This window comes from Kitasatospora sp. NBC_01560 (assembly GCF_045208415.1).
GTDB lineage: Bacteria > Actinomycetota > Actinomycetes > Streptomycetales > Streptomycetaceae > Kitasatospora.
The window spans coordinates 5,598,220-5,615,463 of the sequence record NZ_CP109364.1; the positions used below are offsets into that span (position 1 = coordinate 5,598,220).

The 17,244-nt window shown below is 73.7% G+C and carries 16 protein-coding genes and 1 tRNA gene; 10 read left to right on the plus strand and 7 right to left on the minus strand.

The genetic code is table 11. The features are described 5' to 3' along the window. Positions 1-43: 43 nt before the first annotated feature. Positions 44-817 (minus strand): ABC transporter ATP-binding protein, encoded by a 774-nt coding sequence (locus OH807_RS24485; protein ID WP_406202527.1) that lies wholly within the window; start codon positions 815-817, stop codon positions 44-46. Between the two features lie 432 nt (positions 818-1,249). Between OH807_RS24485 and OH807_RS24490 the strand changes: the two genes are divergently transcribed. The 3 genes from OH807_RS24490 (at position 1,250) to OH807_RS24500 (ending at position 2,957) form a co-directional block, all read left to right on the plus strand. Continuing rightward, a tRNA-Leu gene (locus OH807_RS24490) sits at positions 1,250-1,331 on the plus strand. 144 nt (positions 1,332-1,475) lie between these two features. After that, on the plus strand, positions 1,476-2,387 hold the full coding sequence (locus tag OH807_RS24495; protein ID WP_406202529.1) for a Bax inhibitor-1/YccA family protein: 912 nt from the start codon (positions 1,476-1,478) through the stop codon (positions 2,385-2,387). Positions 2,388-2,579: 192 nt separating this feature from the next. Continuing rightward, the gene (locus OH807_RS24500; protein ID WP_406202531.1) at positions 2,580-2,957 is read left to right on the plus strand and encodes a hypothetical protein; all 378 of its coding nucleotides are present in this window, start codon (positions 2,580-2,582) and stop codon (positions 2,955-2,957) included. Positions 2,958-3,106: 149 nt separating this feature from the next. On the opposite strand, the gene OH807_RS24505 is transcribed toward OH807_RS24500, so the two are convergent. From OH807_RS24505 to OH807_RS24515, 3 genes are all read right to left on the minus strand, one after another. Continuing rightward, complete coding sequence (locus OH807_RS24505; protein WP_406202533.1) at positions 3,107-4,066, minus strand: hypothetical protein; 960 nt, start codon at positions 4,064-4,066, stop codon at positions 3,107-3,109. A gap of 323 nt (positions 4,067-4,389) precedes the next feature. Next, entirely contained in the window at positions 4,390-5,610 is a 1,221-nt protein-coding gene (locus OH807_RS24510; RefSeq protein WP_406202535.1) for an acetyl-CoA C-acetyltransferase, read from the minus strand. A gap of 121 nt (positions 5,611-5,731) precedes the next feature. After that, on the minus strand, positions 5,732-6,835 hold the full coding sequence (locus OH807_RS24515) for an SGNH/GDSL hydrolase family protein (RefSeq protein ID WP_406202537.1): 1,104 nt from the start codon (positions 6,833-6,835) through the stop codon (positions 5,732-5,734). A gap of 260 nt (positions 6,836-7,095) precedes the next feature. On the opposite strand from OH807_RS24515, the gene OH807_RS24520 reads away from it, so the two are divergent. The 6 genes from OH807_RS24520 to OH807_RS24545 all read left to right on the plus strand — a co-directional run bounded on the left by OH807_RS24520 (position 7,096) and on the right by OH807_RS24545 (position 12,850). Continuing rightward, positions 7,096-8,496: a cystathionine beta-synthase gene (locus OH807_RS24520; RefSeq protein ID WP_406202539.1), complete on the plus strand. Its 1,401-nt coding sequence runs from the start codon at positions 7,096-7,098 to the stop codon at positions 8,494-8,496. Between the two features lie 515 nt (positions 8,497-9,011). Beyond that, positions 9,012-9,350, plus strand: a complete 339-nt coding sequence (locus OH807_RS24525; protein ID WP_406202541.1) for a hypothetical protein — start codon at positions 9,012-9,014, stop codon at positions 9,348-9,350. Between the two features lie 196 nt (positions 9,351-9,546). Next, entirely contained in the window at positions 9,547-10,854 is a 1,308-nt protein-coding gene (locus OH807_RS24530; RefSeq protein ID WP_406202543.1) for an Ig-like domain-containing protein, read from the plus strand. Between the two features lie 69 nt (positions 10,855-10,923). Continuing rightward, positions 10,924-11,478, plus strand: a complete 555-nt coding sequence (locus OH807_RS24535) for a SigE family RNA polymerase sigma factor (RefSeq protein ID WP_406202545.1) — start codon at positions 10,924-10,926, stop codon at positions 11,476-11,478. Next, positions 11,475-12,257 (plus strand): hypothetical protein, encoded by a 783-nt coding sequence (locus OH807_RS24540; protein ID WP_406202547.1) that lies wholly within the window; start codon positions 11,475-11,477, stop codon positions 12,255-12,257. The genes OH807_RS24535 and OH807_RS24540 overlap by 4 nt, the downstream gene beginning before the upstream one ends. 92 nt (positions 12,258-12,349) lie before the next feature. Beyond that, positions 12,350-12,850, plus strand: a complete 501-nt coding sequence (locus OH807_RS24545; RefSeq protein WP_406202549.1) for a DUF1203 domain-containing protein — start codon at positions 12,350-12,352, stop codon at positions 12,848-12,850. Between the two features lie 20 nt (positions 12,851-12,870). Here OH807_RS24545 and msrA read toward each other — a convergent pair whose 3' ends face one another. Together msrA and OH807_RS24555 are read right to left on the minus strand one after the other, a co-directional pair. Continuing rightward, positions 12,871-13,536, minus strand: a complete 666-nt coding sequence (msrA, locus tag OH807_RS24550) for a peptide-methionine (S)-S-oxide reductase MsrA (protein ID WP_406202551.1) — start codon at positions 13,534-13,536, stop codon at positions 12,871-12,873. 129 nt (positions 13,537-13,665) lie between these two features. Next, a complete protein-coding gene (locus tag OH807_RS24555; protein ID WP_406202553.1) occupies positions 13,666-15,276 on the minus strand; it encodes a M48 family metalloprotease in 1,611 nt (536 codons plus the stop codon). A gap of 230 nt (positions 15,277-15,506) precedes the next feature. Between OH807_RS24555 and OH807_RS24560 the strand changes: the two genes are divergently transcribed. Beyond that, positions 15,507-16,661, plus strand: coding sequence for a cystathionine gamma-synthase (locus OH807_RS24560; RefSeq protein ID WP_406202555.1), 1,155 nt, complete (start codon positions 15,507-15,509; stop codon positions 16,659-16,661). Positions 16,662-16,676: 15 nt separating this feature from the next. Here OH807_RS24560 and OH807_RS24565 read toward each other — a convergent pair whose 3' ends face one another. Further along, positions 16,677-17,156: a MarR family winged helix-turn-helix transcriptional regulator gene (locus OH807_RS24565; RefSeq protein WP_406202557.1), complete on the minus strand. Its 480-nt coding sequence runs from the start codon at positions 17,154-17,156 to the stop codon at positions 16,677-16,679. Positions 17,157-17,244: the final 88 nt, after the last annotated feature.

The window sequence follows — 17,244 nt, forward strand, 5'->3', positions numbered from 1 at the left end:
GGGTGTCCTGGGGTCTGCGGAGGGTCGGGGAGCTGTCGGCGTGTCAGCTGGTGCGGCCCTTGGCGTCGAAGCGGCGCATGCGGTCCAGGACGGTGTCGGCGGTGGGCCCGACGAGTTCGTCGACGATGCGGCCGTCGGCGAGGAAGACGACGCGGTCGGCGTAGGCGGCGGCGACGGGGTCGTGGGTGACCATCACGACGGTCTGGCCGAGTTCGCGGACGGAGTTGCGCAGGAAAGAGAGGATTTCGGCGCCGGAACGGGAGTCGAGATTGCCGGTCGGTTCGTCGGCGAAGATGATGTCGGGCTTTCCGGCGAGGGCGCGGGCGCAGGCGACGCGCTGCTGCTGGCCGCCGGAGAGCTGGCTGGGGCGGTGCGAGAGGCGGCCGGAGAGGCCGACGGTCTCGACGACGCGGTCGAGCCACTGCTTGTCGGCCTTGCGGCCGGCGATGTCCATCGGCAGCGTGATGTTCTCCAGCGCGGTGAGCGTGGGGAGCAGGTTGAAGGCCTGGAAGATGAAGCCGATGTGGTCGCGGCGCAGCTGGGTCAGCTGCTTGTCCTTGAGGCCGACGAGTTCGGTGTCGCCGATGGTGGAGGAGCCCGAGGAGACGGTGTCCAGGCCGGCCATGCAGTGCATGAGGGTGGACTTGCCCGAGCCGGAGGGGCCCATGATCGCGGTGAACTCGCCCTGGGGGAAGGTGACGGTGACGTTGTCGAGGGCGACGACGCGGGTCTCCCCCTCCCCGTAGACCTTGTTCAGGCCGGTGGCGCGGGCGGCCGCCCGCCCGGTGCGGACGGCGGTTGCGGTCGACGTGGTCACGGGGGTTCTCCTCGGGTTCGCGGGTTGCAGACTGCGGGCGGTACCGCCGGAGCCCGGCGGAGGTGCCGGCGGGCGGCGGAAGGTCGTTGGACGGCCGGGCCCCGGGGGGCTTCCGGCCGTACCTCCATGCTCGGCCACGTGGTCACGGGTATTCGTCGCTCCGCCGGACGGTTGGCTCCACCACCGCTGGGCGTACACCCAGGTGAAGCCCTCATCCTTCGGTATGACACCGACCCTGATCGGAGCTCCGTGGCCGGATAGCACGCTTTGCGTGGCCAAATCACGAACTGTTCGTCAGATGGCCGGGAAACATGACAACTTCCCTGGCCGGGAACATGCGAAAGGGCGATGCGGGCGACTAGGCTCAGGGGTGGCCCGGGCGGAGCGGAGGCGAGCAGCGCATCCCGCATTGCCGGGGCCGAGCCACGGAACGCCCGGATGGTGGAACGCAGACACGGGCAGCTTAAAACTGCTTGGCCGCGAGGCCGTGCCGGTTCGAGTCCGGCTCCGGGCACCGCTCGACCCGGCGGGGGCGCCGACCCGGCGTCCCCGCCGGCTGTCGTTCACCGGATCCTCCTCGCGGCGTATCCCCATTTCTTTGCCAAGCCATTACCCTTGTGGTGCGGGCGGCGCTGTGCCGCCACGGAGGGAATGAGCAATGAGAAGCAGCAACCCGGTCTTCTCGCGGGAGGGGTCGTTCACCCGCGAGCCCGGCTACGCGGGTTTCGGCACCACGCAGGCCCCGCCGGCCGGGAGCCCGTACGCCACCGACCCGCACGGCCGGAACAGCCCGTACGGCAACAATCCGTACGGCAACAACCCGTACGCGCAGCAGGCGACGGGGCAGCCGCCGCTGACGGACGAGCAGCTCGTGCAGATGTACGACGCCCCGTCGGCCGGCCCGCTGGCCACCGGGCGGATGACGCTCGACGACGTGGTCGCGCGCACCGCGATGACGCTGCTCACCCTGGTCGCCTTCGGTGCGCTGGCCTGGTTCGTGCTGCCGGCGGAGAACTTCGGCTACGCGATCGGCGCCGGCCTGGTGGCCATGGTGGTCGGCCTGGTCGTCTCGTTCAAGCGGAGCGTCAGCCCGCCGCTGATCCTGCTCTACGCGGCCCTGGAGGGCTTCGCCCTCGGTGCGGTGACGCACGCGCTCAACACCGTCCTGCCGGGCATCGCGATCCAGGCGGTGCTGGGCACGGCGGCGGTCTTCGCGGCGATGCTGATCGCCTACAGGACCGGCCGGATCCGGGTCACCCCGCGGTACACCCGGATCGGCATCGCGATCGCCATGGGCTTCGTGCTGCTGATGATGGTCAACCTCGTCGCCTCGATGCTCGGCGCCGACATGGGGCTGCGCTCCGGCCCGCTGGGCATCGTGGTCGGCGTGATCGGCATCGCTCTCGGTGCCTTCTTCCTCTCGCTGGACTTCGCGGCCATCGAGGAGGCGATCGCGCAGGGTGCCCCGCAGAACGAGTCCTGGCGGGCCGCCTTCGGGCTCACCCTCTCGCTGGTCTGGATCTACATCGAGATGCTGCGGCTGATCGCGATCCTGCGCGGCGACGACTGATCACCGCACCGTCGGCGCACTGCTGACGGTGCACTGCCGCCGGGCCCCGGAGCCGTTCGCTCCGGGGCCCGGCGGTTTTCGCGTTCCCGGTGCCGCCCGGTGCCGCCCGCCGCCGCCGGTGCGGCCGGTGCGGCCGGCCGGTAGCGGGTGCGATGGACCGGGGGCGGCGCGGACACGGCCTAGGCTCACGGCATGTCCGAAACACAGCTCCTGGTCGAAGCCGTCGACGCCCTGGCGGATCGTTTCCGCTCCATGCCGCAGAGCCGCCTGCTCGGCGCGGTGCCCGGCCACCCGTCGCGGGCGGCCGCCGCGCTGGCGCTGGCCCGGTGGCTGGCCGCGGCGGCGCAGGGCGCCGAGGGCGGACCGGTGCGGGAGGTCCCGGACGCCGGGGCCTTCGCGGCGGGCGACCAGCTGGCGGTGGCCGGGCACGACCTGGCGGCCGCGCTGGCCGCGCTGCCGGGGACGGCGCAGGTGGTGCTCCCGGAGCCGCTGGGCGGGCCGCGGACGGCCGCGGCGGTGGCGGCCGCGGCGCTGGCCGAGGTGACCGCCACGGCCGCGGCCTGCCGCTGAGCCCCGGTGGCCGGGCCGAGCGCCCCGGGGATGGGCGGCAGCCCCGGGGCGGGCGCGGGAACGCCGAGGGCCGGCCGGATCGGTAACCCCTTGATCCGGCCGGCCCTCGTACGCCTGCCGCCTTCTGCGCGCCCGTGCGGCGCGGTCGCTCAGATGCTGGCGACCACCCGGTCGGCGAGCACGTAGACGGCGTCCTCGTCGGTGGAGAAGGTCAGCGAGTACGAGCCGGAGAACCGCGAGCCGCCGAGCAGCCGGACGTCCTCGCCGGCCCGGACGGCGTCGATCAGCCGGTACGCGGCCTCGCGGTCGCCGGGGGCGACGCAGAGCGTGGTGCCGTCGGCGAAGCCGTACACGTCCAGGGTGCCCAGCGGGCCGGGGCGGACGTCCACCAGGGCCACGCAGTTCTCGGCGAGGGCGGTCAGCCGGGTGTCGGTCCACTCGCGGGACGGCGCCTGGCTGGGCACGAAGTCGGGGTGCGAGGGGTGGCGGCGCGGGTCGGGGGCGGCCGCGGGGGCCTCCTCGACGAGCGGCTCGGTGTCCAGCAGCCCTGCGTCCAGGCCGGTGGCCACCAGGTCGGCCTCACGCCGGGCCCGCGCGTCGCCGCCGGCCTCGGCGGCCGGGTGGCTGCCCGGGTGACCGGCCGGGTGGCCGGGGCGCAGCGGGGCGCCGCCCTCGGGGCCGGTCCCGGCGGGCGGGGTGCCGCCGTCGTTGATCAGGTCCTCCAGCGCGGAGCGCAGCGCCTCGCCGAACTCCGGGTCCATGGTGCCCGCGTTGTCGGCGGCGTCCTGCGGACCGGTCGGCCGGGGGAAGAAGAGCGGCCACTCGTCGGTGGAGCCGAGCACGCTCGCGAAGGGAGAGTCGAACAGTGGCGCGTCCTCGGCCGCGCGGGCCTCCTGCTCGGCCCAGAAGGCGCGGGCCTCGGTGATCTCGCGCTCGCGGTCGGCGGCGAGTGCTTCGGTGACGGCCAGGCGTATCGCGGCTTCGTCGACCGGTGCGGTCGCGGCCGCGGCCTGTGCGTCCAGCCGGCGGGAGAGCCCCCGGAGGTGGACCAGCACAACGGTCGACAGGGTGATCAGGATCAGCAGCAGGATGGTGTAGACGACGCTCACGGAACGTACTCCTAGGGAGGAGCGGAACGGGGTTACCTCTCCACACTGCCGCATGTGGGGCTGTTACCGCAGTGGCGAATGTCTAATTTGTCCGTGACTTTCGCTCTTGTCCCCAAATTGTTAGGTAACACCGTTCTACGCAGCGGAGTTGATCCGCTCCGCACCGTCGATTTCCGGTCCGGAATCGAAAGAAAAAGGGGCCGGATCGACCTCGCGGTGTGATCCGGCCCTCAATTACGGAGGGTCACTCCAAACGGGTGGTCTGGACCTCCCGGGGTTGACGGCCGGCCGGTGTCCGTGCGGGCACCGGCCGGGTCCGCGGGTCAGCTGAGGCGCTCGATGACCATCGCCATGCCCTGGCCGCCGCCGACGCACATGGTCTCCAGGCCGAACTGCTTGTCGTGCCACTGGAGCGAGTTGATCAGGGTGGTGGTGATCCGCGCGCCGGTCATGCCGAAGGGGTGGCCGACCGCGATGGCGCCGCCGTTGACGTTCAGCCGGTCCAGGTCGACGCCCAGGTCGCGGTAGGACGGGATGACCTGGGCGGCGAAGGCCTCGTTGATCTCGACCAGGTCGATGTCGCCGATCGACAGCCCGGCGCGCTTGAGGGCCTGCTTCGAGGCCTCGACCGGGCCGTAGCCCATGATCTCGGGGGAGAGGGCGCTGACGCCGGTGGAGACCACCCGGGCGAGCGGGGTGATGCCCAGCTCGCGGGCCTTGGTGTCGGACATGATGACCAGCGCGGCGGCGCCGTCGTTCAGCGGGCAGCAGTTACCGGCGGTCACCGTGCCGTCCGGGCGGAACACCGGCTTCAGGCCGGAGACGCCCTCGACGGTGACGCCGGCCCGCGGGCCGTCGTCGGTGCTGACCACGGTGCCGTCCGGCAGCGTGACCGGGGTGATCTCGCGCTCCCAGAAGCCGGACTTGATGGCGGCCTCGGCGAGGTTCTGCGAGCGGACGCCGAACTCGTCCTGCTCGGCGCGGGTGATGCCCTTGAGCGCGGCCAGGTTCTCTGCGGTCTGGCCCATCGCGATGTAGGCGTCGGGCAGCAGCGCGTCCTCGCGCGGGTCGTGCCACTCGCCGCCGCCCTCCTCGGCGCGCTTGGCGGTGCGGGCCTGGGCGGCGTCGAACAGCGGGTTCGTGGTGCCCGGCATGCCGTCCGAGGTGCCGTTGACGCTGCGCGAGACGGTCTCCACACCGGCCGAGATGAAGACGTCGCCCTCGCCCGCCCGGATCGCATGCAGTGCCATCCGCGTGGTCTGCAGCGAGGAGGAGCAGTAGCGGGTGATGGTGGCGCCGGGCAGGTAGTCCATGCCCATCTGGACGGCCACGATGCGGGCCAGGTTGTGGCCCTGCTCGCCGCCGGGGAGGCCGCAGCCCAGCATCAGGTCGTCGATCTCGCGCGGGTCGAGCTGGGGCACCTTGGCCAGCGCGGCGCCGATGATGTGCGCGGTCAGGTCGTCCGGGCGGACGTCCTTGAGCGAGCCCTTGAATGCGCGGCCGATCGGCGAACGGGCGGCGCTGACGATGACGGCTTCGGGCATGGCGGGCTCCTCGCTGAGTACCTTCGGACTGTCCTGCGGGCTGGGGCGCCCGGGCGGCCGTCCGGCCCGCGAGGGGGCGGGCGGACACGGACGTCCGGGAGGAAAGTTACCGCCTGGTAGCTCAGCCGTCACCCGCCCCGGCGTGTGAGCTGGCCGACGTGTTCCCGCCGGCCGTCCCGCCACCCGGCGAGGCATCCGGCGCGGTGCCCGGCACCGCGTCCTCCACCACCCATCCGCCCGGCAGGCCGACCCGCAGCCGGTGGCGCAGCAGCGCCCAGCGCCGGGCCGCGCCCTCGGCGCCGACGGCCGCCACCTCGGTGCCCGCCCGGCCGGCCGCGGCCGCCGCGGCCACCGCCACCGGCAGCACCGCCTCGCCCGCCACGGCTCCGGCCGGGTGCTCCTCCTCCGGCCAGAGGCCGAGCGCGGCGCAGAGCGAGGGCAGGACGGCCATCGCCGCCGTCGCGTAGCCCTGGGCGGACGGGTGGTAGCGGTCGGCGGCGAACATCTCCGGCCGCGCCGCGAACTCCGGCCCGAGCAGCGAGCCCAGCGACACCGTCCGGCCGCCCGCCTCCACCACCGCGATGGTCTGGGCGGCCGCGAGCTGTCGGCTCAGCCGCCGGGCCACCCAGCGCAGCGGTGGGCGGACCGGCTTGATGGTGCCGAGGTCCGGGCAGGTGCCGACCACCACCTCGCAGCCGTTGGCGCGCAGCGCCGCGACGGCCTCGCCGAGCTGGCGCACCGCGAGCTGGGCGGGGCTGTGCCGGGTCACGTCATTGGCGCCGATCATGACGACGGCGATGTCGGGGTGGTGCGGCAGTGCCAGCTCCAGCTGGCCGGAGAGGTCCCCGGAGCGCCCGCCCGAGCGGGCCACGTTGACCAGCCGGACCGGCCGCTCGGCCACCGAGGCCAGGCCCGCCGCGAGCAGGGCGCCCGGGGTGTCGCGGGCCCGCAGCACGCCGAGCCCGGCGGCGGTGGAGTCGCCGAGGAAGGCCAGCACCAGGGGCGGCTGGGGGTCGGCGCCGTCGGCGAAGGCCTCCCCGTAGACGCCGTCCGCCTTGGGCGGGTCGCCGTCCAGGATGCCGATGGCCTGGACGGCGAGTTTGCTCTCGGTCAGCAGCAGGCCCACCACGCCGACCCCCAGCAGGCCGAGCCCCCCGCCGCCGTACGCCGCCGCGGTGGCGATCCGGCGGGCCACCCGGGCCCGCGACTCCTGTGCCCCTGGCATCCGCTGCCCCCTTCGCGTCCTCGTTGCCGCCCCCGGCGGGGCCTCTCCAGCGCACCTGTACACCCCTCCTACCCGTGTTGGCGGCGCGCTACGACGGGGGTGGGCCATCCGTGGCGCGGCGGTGGGGCCGGGGGCGGCCCGCGGGGGCCCGGCGGGGGTGCGGGGGCGGGGTGGGCACAAGCGCGGGCTGGGGCCGGTGGCACGGCCTAGGCTTTGCAGTACCGAAAGCACTCGCATGCCCACAGACCGGGAGGACCCCCGTGCGGTACCACAACTCGATCATCGACCTGGTCGGCAACACGCCACTGGTCAAGCTGAACAAGGTCACCGAGGGCATCAGCGCGACAGTGCTGGCGAAGGTCGAGTACTTCAACCCGGGCGGCTCGGTCAAGGACCGGATCGCGATGCGCATGATCGAGGCCGCCGAGGCCTCGGGCGCGCTGAAGCCCGGTGGCACCATCGTCGAGCCGACCTCCGGCAACACCGGTGTCGGCCTGGCGATCGTGGCCCAGCAGAAGGGCTACAAGTGCATCTTCGTCTGTCCGGACAAGGTGTCCACCGACAAGATCAACACGCTGCGCGCGTACGGCGCCGAGGTGGTCGTCTGTCCGACCGCCGTCGCCCCGGAGCACCCGGACTCCTACTACAACGTCTCGGACCGGCTGGTCCGTGAGACGCCGAACGCCTGGAAGCCGGACCAGTACTCCAACCCGGACAATCCGGCCTCGCACTACTACTCCACCGGCCCGGAGCTGTGGGAGCAGACCGACGGGCGGATCACCCACTTCGTGGCCGGCGTCGGCACCGGCGGCACCATCTCCGGCACCGGCAACTACCTGAAGGAGGCCTCCGGCGGCAGGGTCAAGGTCGTCGGAGCCGACCCCGAGGGTTCGGTCTACTCGGGCGGCACCGGCCGGCCGTACCTGGTGGAGGGCGTCGGCGAGGACTTCTGGCCGACCGCCTACGACCGCGGCGTGGCGGACGAGATCGTCGCCGTCTCCGACAAGGACTCGTTCCAGATGACCCGCCGCCTCGCCAAGGAGGAGGGCCTGCTGGTCGGCGGCTCCTGCGGGATGGCGGTCGTCGCCGCGCTGGAGGTCGCCAAGAAGCTCGGCCCGGACGACGTCGTCGTGGTGCTGCTGCCGGACGGCGGCCGCGGCTACCTGTCGAAGATCTTCAACGACGACTGGATGGCCGACTACGGCTTCCTGCCCTCGGCCACCGACGAGGCGCACATCGGCGAGGTGCTGGCCCGCAAGGACGCCATCGAGCACGAGGGCATCCCGCAGTTCGTCCACATGCACCCGAACGAGACCGTCGCCGAGGCGGTGCGGGTGCTGCGCGAGTACGGCGTCTCGCAGATGCCGGTGGTCTCCCCGGGCGCCGGGCACCCCGACATCATGGCCGGCGAGGTGATCGGCTCGGTGGCGGAGAAGCTGCTGCTGGAGGGCGTCTTCGCGAACGAGATCCAGCTGGCCGACACGCTGGACAAGGTGATGTCCAAGCCGCTGCCGGTGGTCGGCTCGGGTGAGACCGTCACCAACCTGATGACGGTCCTGGAGAAGGCCGACGCCGCGGTGGTGCTGGTGGAGGGCAAGCCGCAGGGCATCGTCACCCGCCAGGACCTGCTGGGCTTCCTGGCCGGCCGCGCCGCGCACTGACGCCCTGGCGACCCGGCCGTCCGGCCGTCCGGCCGGGTCGCCGAGCCGCCGTCCCCGGCCGGCGGGCGGGCGGGAACCGGCCCGGAGCGGCCCGCGCTTCGTCCACGCGCGAAGTGGTACACCGGCGTCACCTGCACGCAGCACGCGCTTAACAACCGTCCGTCATGGTGGTGTCAACGGCAAGACGCCGAGGACGACGACAGCAACCGACCGGGAGCGGCTCCCCGGCGGCGGCGGTCGTCTCCGGACACGCCGGCAGGCCCTGACGCGGCCGGCCGTGTCCTCCCTCCCCGCCCGGTGACGGGCAGGAGGGGTCCAACCGCGGGAGACGTCGTCGTCCCGCCCCTGCCCGGCTCCGGCCGGTCGACAGGGTGCGGCGGCTCCCGCGGCGACCAACGCGCCGCTCGGCGCGTCTCCGCGGCTCCCGGGTGGGGGAGCCCCGGCGGAGACGGTGGGCCGGTTCCTCTCCGGAGGGGCCGGCCCTTCCGGCGTCCGTTTCCCGTACGCTCGCACGCATGACCAGCATTGAAACCACCGGCCAGGACGCCCCGCGCTACGTCCGGCTCAGCATCGAGCTCATCGCCGAGATCACCGACGAGGGGGCGCTCAAGGCGGCCGCCCTCCAGCAGGTGACCGAGGACGAGTACCTCGACGACGACGAGCGCGCCCAGTCCGTGGAGGCCATCGAGGTCGACCCGTCGGGTTCGCTCGCCCACTTCATCGACCCGGTCGCGCTGCTCGGCGACGTCCCGGGCGTGGAGCTCGCCTCGGCGACGTGGGAGTCCGCGCAGACCGAGTTCGACCCCGAGGGCGAGGGCTGGGACGAGTACACGGTGGAGGAGCCCGCCGAGTAGTCACGGCTCCGCCGTCCACCGCCGTCACGGTTGGTGAGGGCCCGGTCTGCTGCCCGCAGGCCGGGCTCTTTGTCCATATTTGGTGGGAAGTTGAGTCTTCTCATACGATCGATTCCCGTCGGTGATGGAACCGTGAAGGGGCAGTTTGCGTTTCAGTATCCGTAATGCCCGGGATGATCAGCAGGGAGAACGCGACGTGACGGCACGCGACGGTCAGGGCCGGGCCACCGGAAGCAACTGGAGCCGGCGCGGCGTGCTGGCCGGGCTGATCGGGGCCCCGGTCCTGCTCCTGGCGGCCTGCAACGACGACACGAGCGGCAGCGCGGCCGGCCAGTCCTCCCCGGGCGGCGGCGCGGGCGCCGGGAACGGCACTGTGCCGGGCAGCACCGCGGGCAGCACGAGCGCCGCCGCGAGCAGCCCGCCGAAGACCTCGGTCGCCGTCATCACCGTCACCCCCGCCGACGGCGCCGCCTCCGCCAGCTTCAGCGACCCGGTCAGGGTCAGCGTCGCCGGCGGCACCCTGGGCTCGGTCAAGGTCACCGACGCCGCCGGCAAGGCGCTGGCCGGCGAGCTCTCCGCGGACGCCACCACCTGGGTGTCGGCCGCGGCCCCGGCGAGCGGCACCAAGTACACGGTGACCGCCTCGGCCACCGACAAGGACAACCTGGAGGCGGACGCCAACGCCACCTTCACCACGGCGACTCCGGCCAACACCTTCGTCGGGTACTTCACCCCGGAGGACGGCTCCACCGTCGGTGTCGGCATGCCGGTCTCGATCAACTTCAGCAAGCCGGTCACCGACCGCAAGGCCGTCCAGCAGGCGATCACCGTCATAGCCGAGCCGGGCGTCGAGATCGTCGGGCACTGGTTCTCCAGCACCCGTCTCGACTTCCGGCCGCAGGAGTACTGGGCCAAGGGCACCAAGGTCACCGTCAAGCTCCGGCTCAAGGACGTCCAGGGGGCCAAGGGCGTCTACGGCACCCAGTCGAAGGACGTCCGCTTCACCGTCGGCCGCGCCCAGACCAGCGTCGCCGACCTCGCCGCCAAGAAGCTCACCGTGACCACCGACGGCCAGGTCAGCGCCGTCTACGCGATCTCCGGCGGCTCGCCCGAGTACCGCACCTGGGGCGGGAAGATGGTCATCTCCGAGCAGTTCCAGCAGACCCGGATGAACTCGCAGACCGTCGGCCTCGGCAGCGAGTACGACATCTCCGACGTGCCGCACGCCCAGCGGCTCACCACCTCCGGCACCTTCATCCACGGCAACTACTGGTCGCCCTCGTCGATCTTCGGCAGCCAGAACACCAGCCACGGCTGCGTCGGCCTGAAGGACGCCAAGGGTGCCCAGGACCAGAGCACCGACGGCTACAAGTTCTACAAGAGCTCGATGATCGGCGACGTCGTCGAGGTCGTGAACTCCGGCGACAAGACCGTCGAACCGTCCAACGGGTTGAACGGCTGGAACCTGGGCTGGGCCGCCTGGAAGGCCGGCAGCGCGCTCTGATCCCGCTCATCCGGAAAATTCTTCCCGGGCGGACCGAACCTTCTCACCCGCCCGAGGAGTCGGGTGGGTGTGAAACGCGAGCAGAGACAGCGACTGGACGCCGAATTCAGTGCGTTCGTCGCCGGTAACAGCCGTCAACTCATCAGGTTGGCCGAGCTGTTGACCGGCGATCCGCACCGGGCCCGGGACATCGTGCAGTCCGCGCTGGAGCGCGCCTACCTGCACTGGCACCGGATCACCGCCGACGACCCGACCGCGTACGTCCGGCGGATCGTCGTCAACCAGCACCGCGACTGGTGGCGGCGGCTGCGCAACCGCGAGCTGCCGACCGAACACACCCCCGAGCGGCCCGGCCGCGAGGACCTCGCCGAACGGCAGGCCCAGCAGGCCCTGCTGCACCAGGCGCTGGCCACCCTCACCCGGCGGGAGCGGACGGTCGTGGTGCTGCGCTTCTACGGGGACCTGACCGAGGCCGCGATCGCCGCGGAACTGGGCATCGCCCCCGGCACGGTCAAGAGCACGCTCCACCGGGCGCTGACGAAGCTGCGCGCACGGCCCGAACTCGCCGACCGCGAGGGCGGTCCGGCGGGTCTGAACCCGAGGAACATCGAGGTCACGGTATGAGCTTCGAACAGCGGCTCGGCGATCTGCTCAAGGACGACAACGGGGAGGACCCGAATCACTGGGAGCAGGCCGGGGCGGCCCCCGGCCCGATCATCGCCCGGGCCCGCCGCCGCCGGGCCCGGCGGACCACCGGGGCGGCCGCGGCCGCCCTGGCCGTGGCCCTGGTCTGCGGCGCCACCGCCGTGACCGCGGGCAGCGCCCGGCAGGCCGGCGGGATGGCCGGCGCGGCGGGGGCGGCCCTGACGCCGTCCACCGGGGCGACGGCGGCCCCCGTACCCACCCCCACGGGGCCGCCGGTCTCCCCGGTCCGGCAGGTGGCCGCGGGCGAGGCGCTCGACATCATCGACGGCTTCCGGATCCGGGTCACCGCGACGGCCAAGTGCGACGAGGAGCGCGCGCCCGACGGCAGCTGGGACACCGCCTTCGGCTGGCGCGACACCACCTCCGACAACGTCGCCCACAACACGCCCGCCATCTACGGCCAGGCCGCCGGCACCCCGGCGCGGACCGTCCTGACCGGCTTCTACCTGGGCCCGGCCCCCACCCGGATCACCGCGCGGCAGGGCGACGCCGAGGTCACCGCCACCGTGGTCGCCGCCCCGGGAATGACCGGCTGGACGGCGTACTACGCAGTGCTGCCGCCCCGGACGGAGGGGCCGAAGCCGTCCTGGCCGGGCGTGTGGCTCACGGCCTACGACGCCGCGGGGAAGGTCCTGGCCGCCGACGGCGGCGCGAACCTCACCCCCCACATCCCGGCCCCGACCTCGACCCCGCACTGACGGGAGCGGGGCGGCCCCGGGCCGGGTGGGCCGCCGAACGCGAGGTCGCAAACCCGCCGGACCGGCCGTGGTCGGGGCGGCAGGGTGGAGGCATGACGACAACCACCGCGCCCGCCACCACCGTCCGACCGATCGACCCGGCCGTCCACCGGGCCCTGCTCGTCAGCGACGACGCCGGGCGCCCGCCGGTCCGCTCGGTCGACGAGGCCGGTGGCGCCCCGCTGCGCTGCTGCCTCGCCCGGGCGCTGCCCGGCGAGCGGATCGCCCTGGTCGGCTACGCCCCGCTGCGCCGCTGGGCCGCCGCCACCGGGGCCGACCCGGGCCCGTACGACGAGGTGGGCCCGGTCTTCCTGCACGACGGCCCGTGCTCCGGTACGGGGGCGCAGTGGCCGGCCGCGTTCCACACCGGCGACCGGGTGCTGCGCGCCTACGACCCGCGCGGGCACATCCTGGGCGGCGTGCCCGTCACCCCGGAGACCGCCGAGGCGGCCGCCGCCGCGCTGCTGGCCGACCCGGAGGTGGCGGTGGTGCACGTCCGGGCGCTGCAGTTCGGCTGCTTCATGCACGAAGTGCACCGGGCCGGGCCGCAGTAGCCCGGCCCGGTGCAGGGGCCTCAGCCCTCGGTGCGGGCGACGCCGATCGGGCAGCTCGCGCCGGTGCCGCCGAGGCCGCAGTACCCGTTCGGGTTCTTGGCCTCGGACAGGTACTGCTGGTGGTACGGCTCGGCCGGGTAGAACGGCCCGGCCGGGGCGATCTCGGTGGTGACCGGGCCCAGGCCGATCGCGGTCAGGGCGGGCTGGAAGGCGTCCCGGGTGGCGGTCGCGGCCGCCGCCTGGGCCGGCGAGTGGGTGTAGACGGCGGAGCGGTACTGGGTGCCGACGTCGTTGCCCTGCCGGTTGCCCTGGGTCGGGTCGTGCGCCTCCCAGAAGGTCTTCAGCAGCCGCTCGTACGGGAGCACCGCCGGGTCGAAGACCACCCGGACCGCCTCGGTGTGGCCGGTCAGGCCGCTGCACACCTCGTCGTACGTCGGGTGCGGGGTGTAGCCGCCCTGGTAGCCGACCAGCGTCGTCCAGACGCCCGGCAGCCGCCAGAACGTGCGCTCGGCGCCCCAGAAGCAGCCGAGCCCGAAGTCGGCCACCTCCAGCCCCTCCGGGTACGGGCCGGTGAGCGGGTGGCCGAGCACGGTGTGCGGCTCGCGCAGCGCGAAGCCCGGCGCCTCCCGGCCGGGCAGCGCCTGGTCGGCGGGGACGAGCGAGGTCTTGTGGCGGTTGAACAGCACGGCCTGCTCCAGCTGGTCGGGAAAGGTGGCGCAGGCTTGAACGCGGACGGCCGCCCCGGGATTCCTGGAGCGGCCGTCCGCGGTGCGTCCGCGGTGTGTCCACGGGGGTGCGCCGGGCGGTGACCGGCGTCAGGCGGTGACCGGGCCGGCGGCGAGCAGGGCGCGCAGCGGGGCGGTGTCCGGCTCGTCCGCGCAGGCGGCGTCGAGGGCGGCCTCGAAGGCGTCCGCGAACCCGTCCGGCAGCCGGAGCTCGGCGGGGCCGGACCAGGACAGCTCCCACGCCGCCCGGCCGGACTCGACCAGGGCGAGGACGGTGACGCGGCCCAGCTCCCCGCGCAGGAGCGGGCGGGCGGCGTCGAGGGCGGCCCGGCCGGTGGCGGCGGCGGCCTGCTCGCTCCTCGGCAGCCGGTCGGTGAACTCCTGGGCGCGGCCGGCGTCGAGGGCGTCGAGCAGGCCGTGGACGGTGGGCGGGAGGCCGAGTGCGGTGAGCGCGTCGCAGGCCGGGCCGGCCGACTCGCGGGCGTGGGCCGCCATCGCCCGCCGGACCAGCTCGGACCACTCGACCCGCTCCTTGCCGGCCGCCTCGGGGGCCAGCGTGACGACCTCCAGCTCGGCCAGCACCCGCTCGGGTTCGCGCAGCAGGGCGAGCGCGGGCCCCGCGGCGCCGGGGCCGCGGCCGTCCTCGGGCAGTGCCTCGACGGCGGCGACCCGGCGTGCGATCGGCGGGTGCGAGTCGTACGGGTCGGGCGCGTGCTCGGGCAGGTCGAGCGCGTACTCGGCGAGCTCCTGCCGGCGCTTCGGGTCGCTCAGCAGGTGGGCGAGCCCGCCGTAGACCTGGCCGACCGGCGGGAGCAGGCCGGCCTCCCAGCCGATGGTGGCGAAGCTGCCCAGGTAGAAGTCCTGCGCGGAGTCCAGCACCGGCACCTTGCGCAGCGCGGAGGCGGTGGCGTCCCGGCCGGCCAGGTGGGCGGCGACCAGGTCGGCGGCGTACTCCTGACGCCGGCCGACGGCCTCGGAGACCCGGAAGTACAGCTTGGCGTAGAGGGTGAAGAGCCCGGCGAGCATCCGGTCGATGCCGCCGCCGGCCTCCTCGGAGGAGGGCTTCCTGCCCTTGGCGAGCCGCTTCTCGGCCTTGGCGGCGAGCTTGGCGGCCTCCTCGGCCCGGTGTTGGTCGGCCCGCGCGTGGAAGCCGCCGATGGTGTGCAGCAGGGCGCGGCGCCCGGCGAGCGTGACACCGGCCAGCCGGACGTCCCGGTTGCTGTAGTGGCCGAACTCGTGGGCCAGGACGGCCTCCAGCTCGCCCTCGGTGAGCCCCAGCAGCAGCGGGACGCCGATCACCAGGTGCCGTTTGCCGGGGATCAGCCCGAGCAGCCTCGTCTCCTCCAGCACGCCCGCGTTGACCTCGGGGACGAGCCGGATCTCGGCCGGTCCGCGGAGGGCGGTCCGCTCGGCGATCCGGTCGACCAGGCCCCAGAGGGCGGGCTGCTGCTCGCGGGTGACGAGCACGCCGGGCAGTTCGTCGTCCGCCGCCCGGTGCCGCGTCAGGAAGACCACCCGGACGACCGGGTAGCCGACGGCCGCGCTCAGCGCCCAGAGCTTGAGCACGCCGAGGTGGAGTCCGCCCATGCTGCGGTACAGGCCGATGTCGAAGGCGAGCAGGCCCGCGACGATGCCGAGGGCGAGCAGGTAGAAGCCGGCGAGCATGGCCACGGCCATGACGGCCCGGCCTGACGTGCTCATGCCGATAGGGTGCTGGCGCGCGCCCATGCGTGATCCTCCCCCGGGGCGCGACGGCGACCGGCGCGCGGTTGTTGCATGGTGAACATGTGTGCGACAGGTGCAGATGTTAGCGGCCGGTGTCGGCCGGCGCATCATGATTCGGACCCGCCCGACCCGGCCGGCACCGGCGGTTTCACCCCGGCTCCCGGTTCGGGGCGGGTTGTCGGCACTCGCCCACTACGCTCGGAGTCATGACCGAGCACCAGCTTCCCCAGGGCTTCGAGACTCTCGCCATCCACGCGGGTCAGGAAGCAGACCCCCAGACCGGGGCCGTCGTCACGCCGATCTACCAGGTGTCCACCTACAAGCAGGACGGGGTGGGCGGCCTGCGGGGCGGTTACGAGTACAGCCGCAGCGCCAACCCGACCCGGACCGCGCTGGAGGAGTGCCTCGCGGCGCTGGAGGGCGGCGCGCGCGGGCTCGCCTTCGCCTCCGGCCTGGCCGCCGAGGACACCCTGCTGCGCACGATCCTCAAGCCGGGCGACCACATCGTCATCCCCAACGACGCCTACGGCGGCACCTTCCGGCTCTTCGCCAAGGTGCTCACCCGCTGGGGCGTCGAGTTCTCCGTCGCCAACACCCAGGACCTCTCGACCGTCCGCGCGGCGCTGCGCCCCAACACCCGCGCCGTCTGGGTGGAGACCCCGTCCAACCCGCTGCTGGGCATCACCGACCTGACCGCGCTCGCCGAGATCGCCCACGGCGCGGGCGCGCTGCTGGTCGTCGACAACACCTTCGCCAGCCCGTACCTGCAGCAGCCGATCGCGCTCGGCGCGGACGCGGTCGTGCACTCCACCACCAAGTACATGGGCGGCCACTCGGACGTCGTCGGCGGCGCCCTGGTGCTCGCCGACGCCGGCCTCGGCGAGGAGGTCGCGTACCACCAGAACGCGATGGGCGCCGTCTCCGGCCCGTTCGACGCCTGGCTGGTGCTGCGCGGCATCAAGACCCTCGGCGTCCGGATGGACCGGCACAGCTCCAACGCGGAGAAGGTCGCCGAGCTGCTGGCCGGCCACCCGAAGGTGAGCCAGGTGCTCTACCCGGGCCTGCCCGAGCACCCCGGCCACGACATCGCCGCCAAGCAGATGAAGGCCTTCGGCGGCATGGTCTCGTTCCGCGTCAACGGCGGCGAGGAGGCGGCGGTCGAGGTCTGCAACCGGGCGCAGCTCTTCACCCTCGGCGAGTCGCTGGGCGGCGTCGAGTCGCTGATCGAGCACCCGGGCCGGATGACCCACGCGTCGGTGGCGGGCTCCGCGCTGGAGGTGCCCGCCGACCTGGTGCGCGTCTCGGTCGGCATCGAGTCGATCGACGACCTGCTGGCCGACCTCGCGCAGGCGCTCGGCTAGTCGGACCGCCCGTGGTCAGGCGCCCTGCCGGCCCGCCGCGTACGACTCCATGGAGTGGTTGAAGCGGGCCAGCAGGGCGCAGAACGCGTGCTGTTCCTCGGGGGGCCAGTCGGCCACCAGCCGGCGGGCCAGCTCGGCCCGCCCGGCCCGGACCTCGGCCAGCCGCCGGGCGCCGAGCGGGGTCAGCGCCAGCCGGACGGCGCGGCGGTCGGCGGGGTCCTGCACCCGGCCGACCAGCCCGGCCGCGACCAGCGGGGCGACCTGCCGGGTGACGGTGGAGGAGTCGACGCCGAGTGCGTCGGCCAGGGCCTTGACGTTGGCGGGTCCGTGCCGTTCCAGCCGGTCGAGCAGCAGGTAGGCGGCCCGGTCCAGCGCACCCACCGCGTCGGAGCTGCGGACCTGTTCCATGCGTCGGGAGAACACCGCCAGCTGGTACTGGAGTTGGGCGTGCAGGGGGTCGGTTCGGTCGGTGGCCTGGGGCGAGGTCGTCGTCATCGCGGCTCACGATCGTCGTGCGGTGAGGGAGGCTCAGGACCAGCAGCGTACGCGGGCGGGCCCGGCCCGGGAACAGGCCCGGCATGCC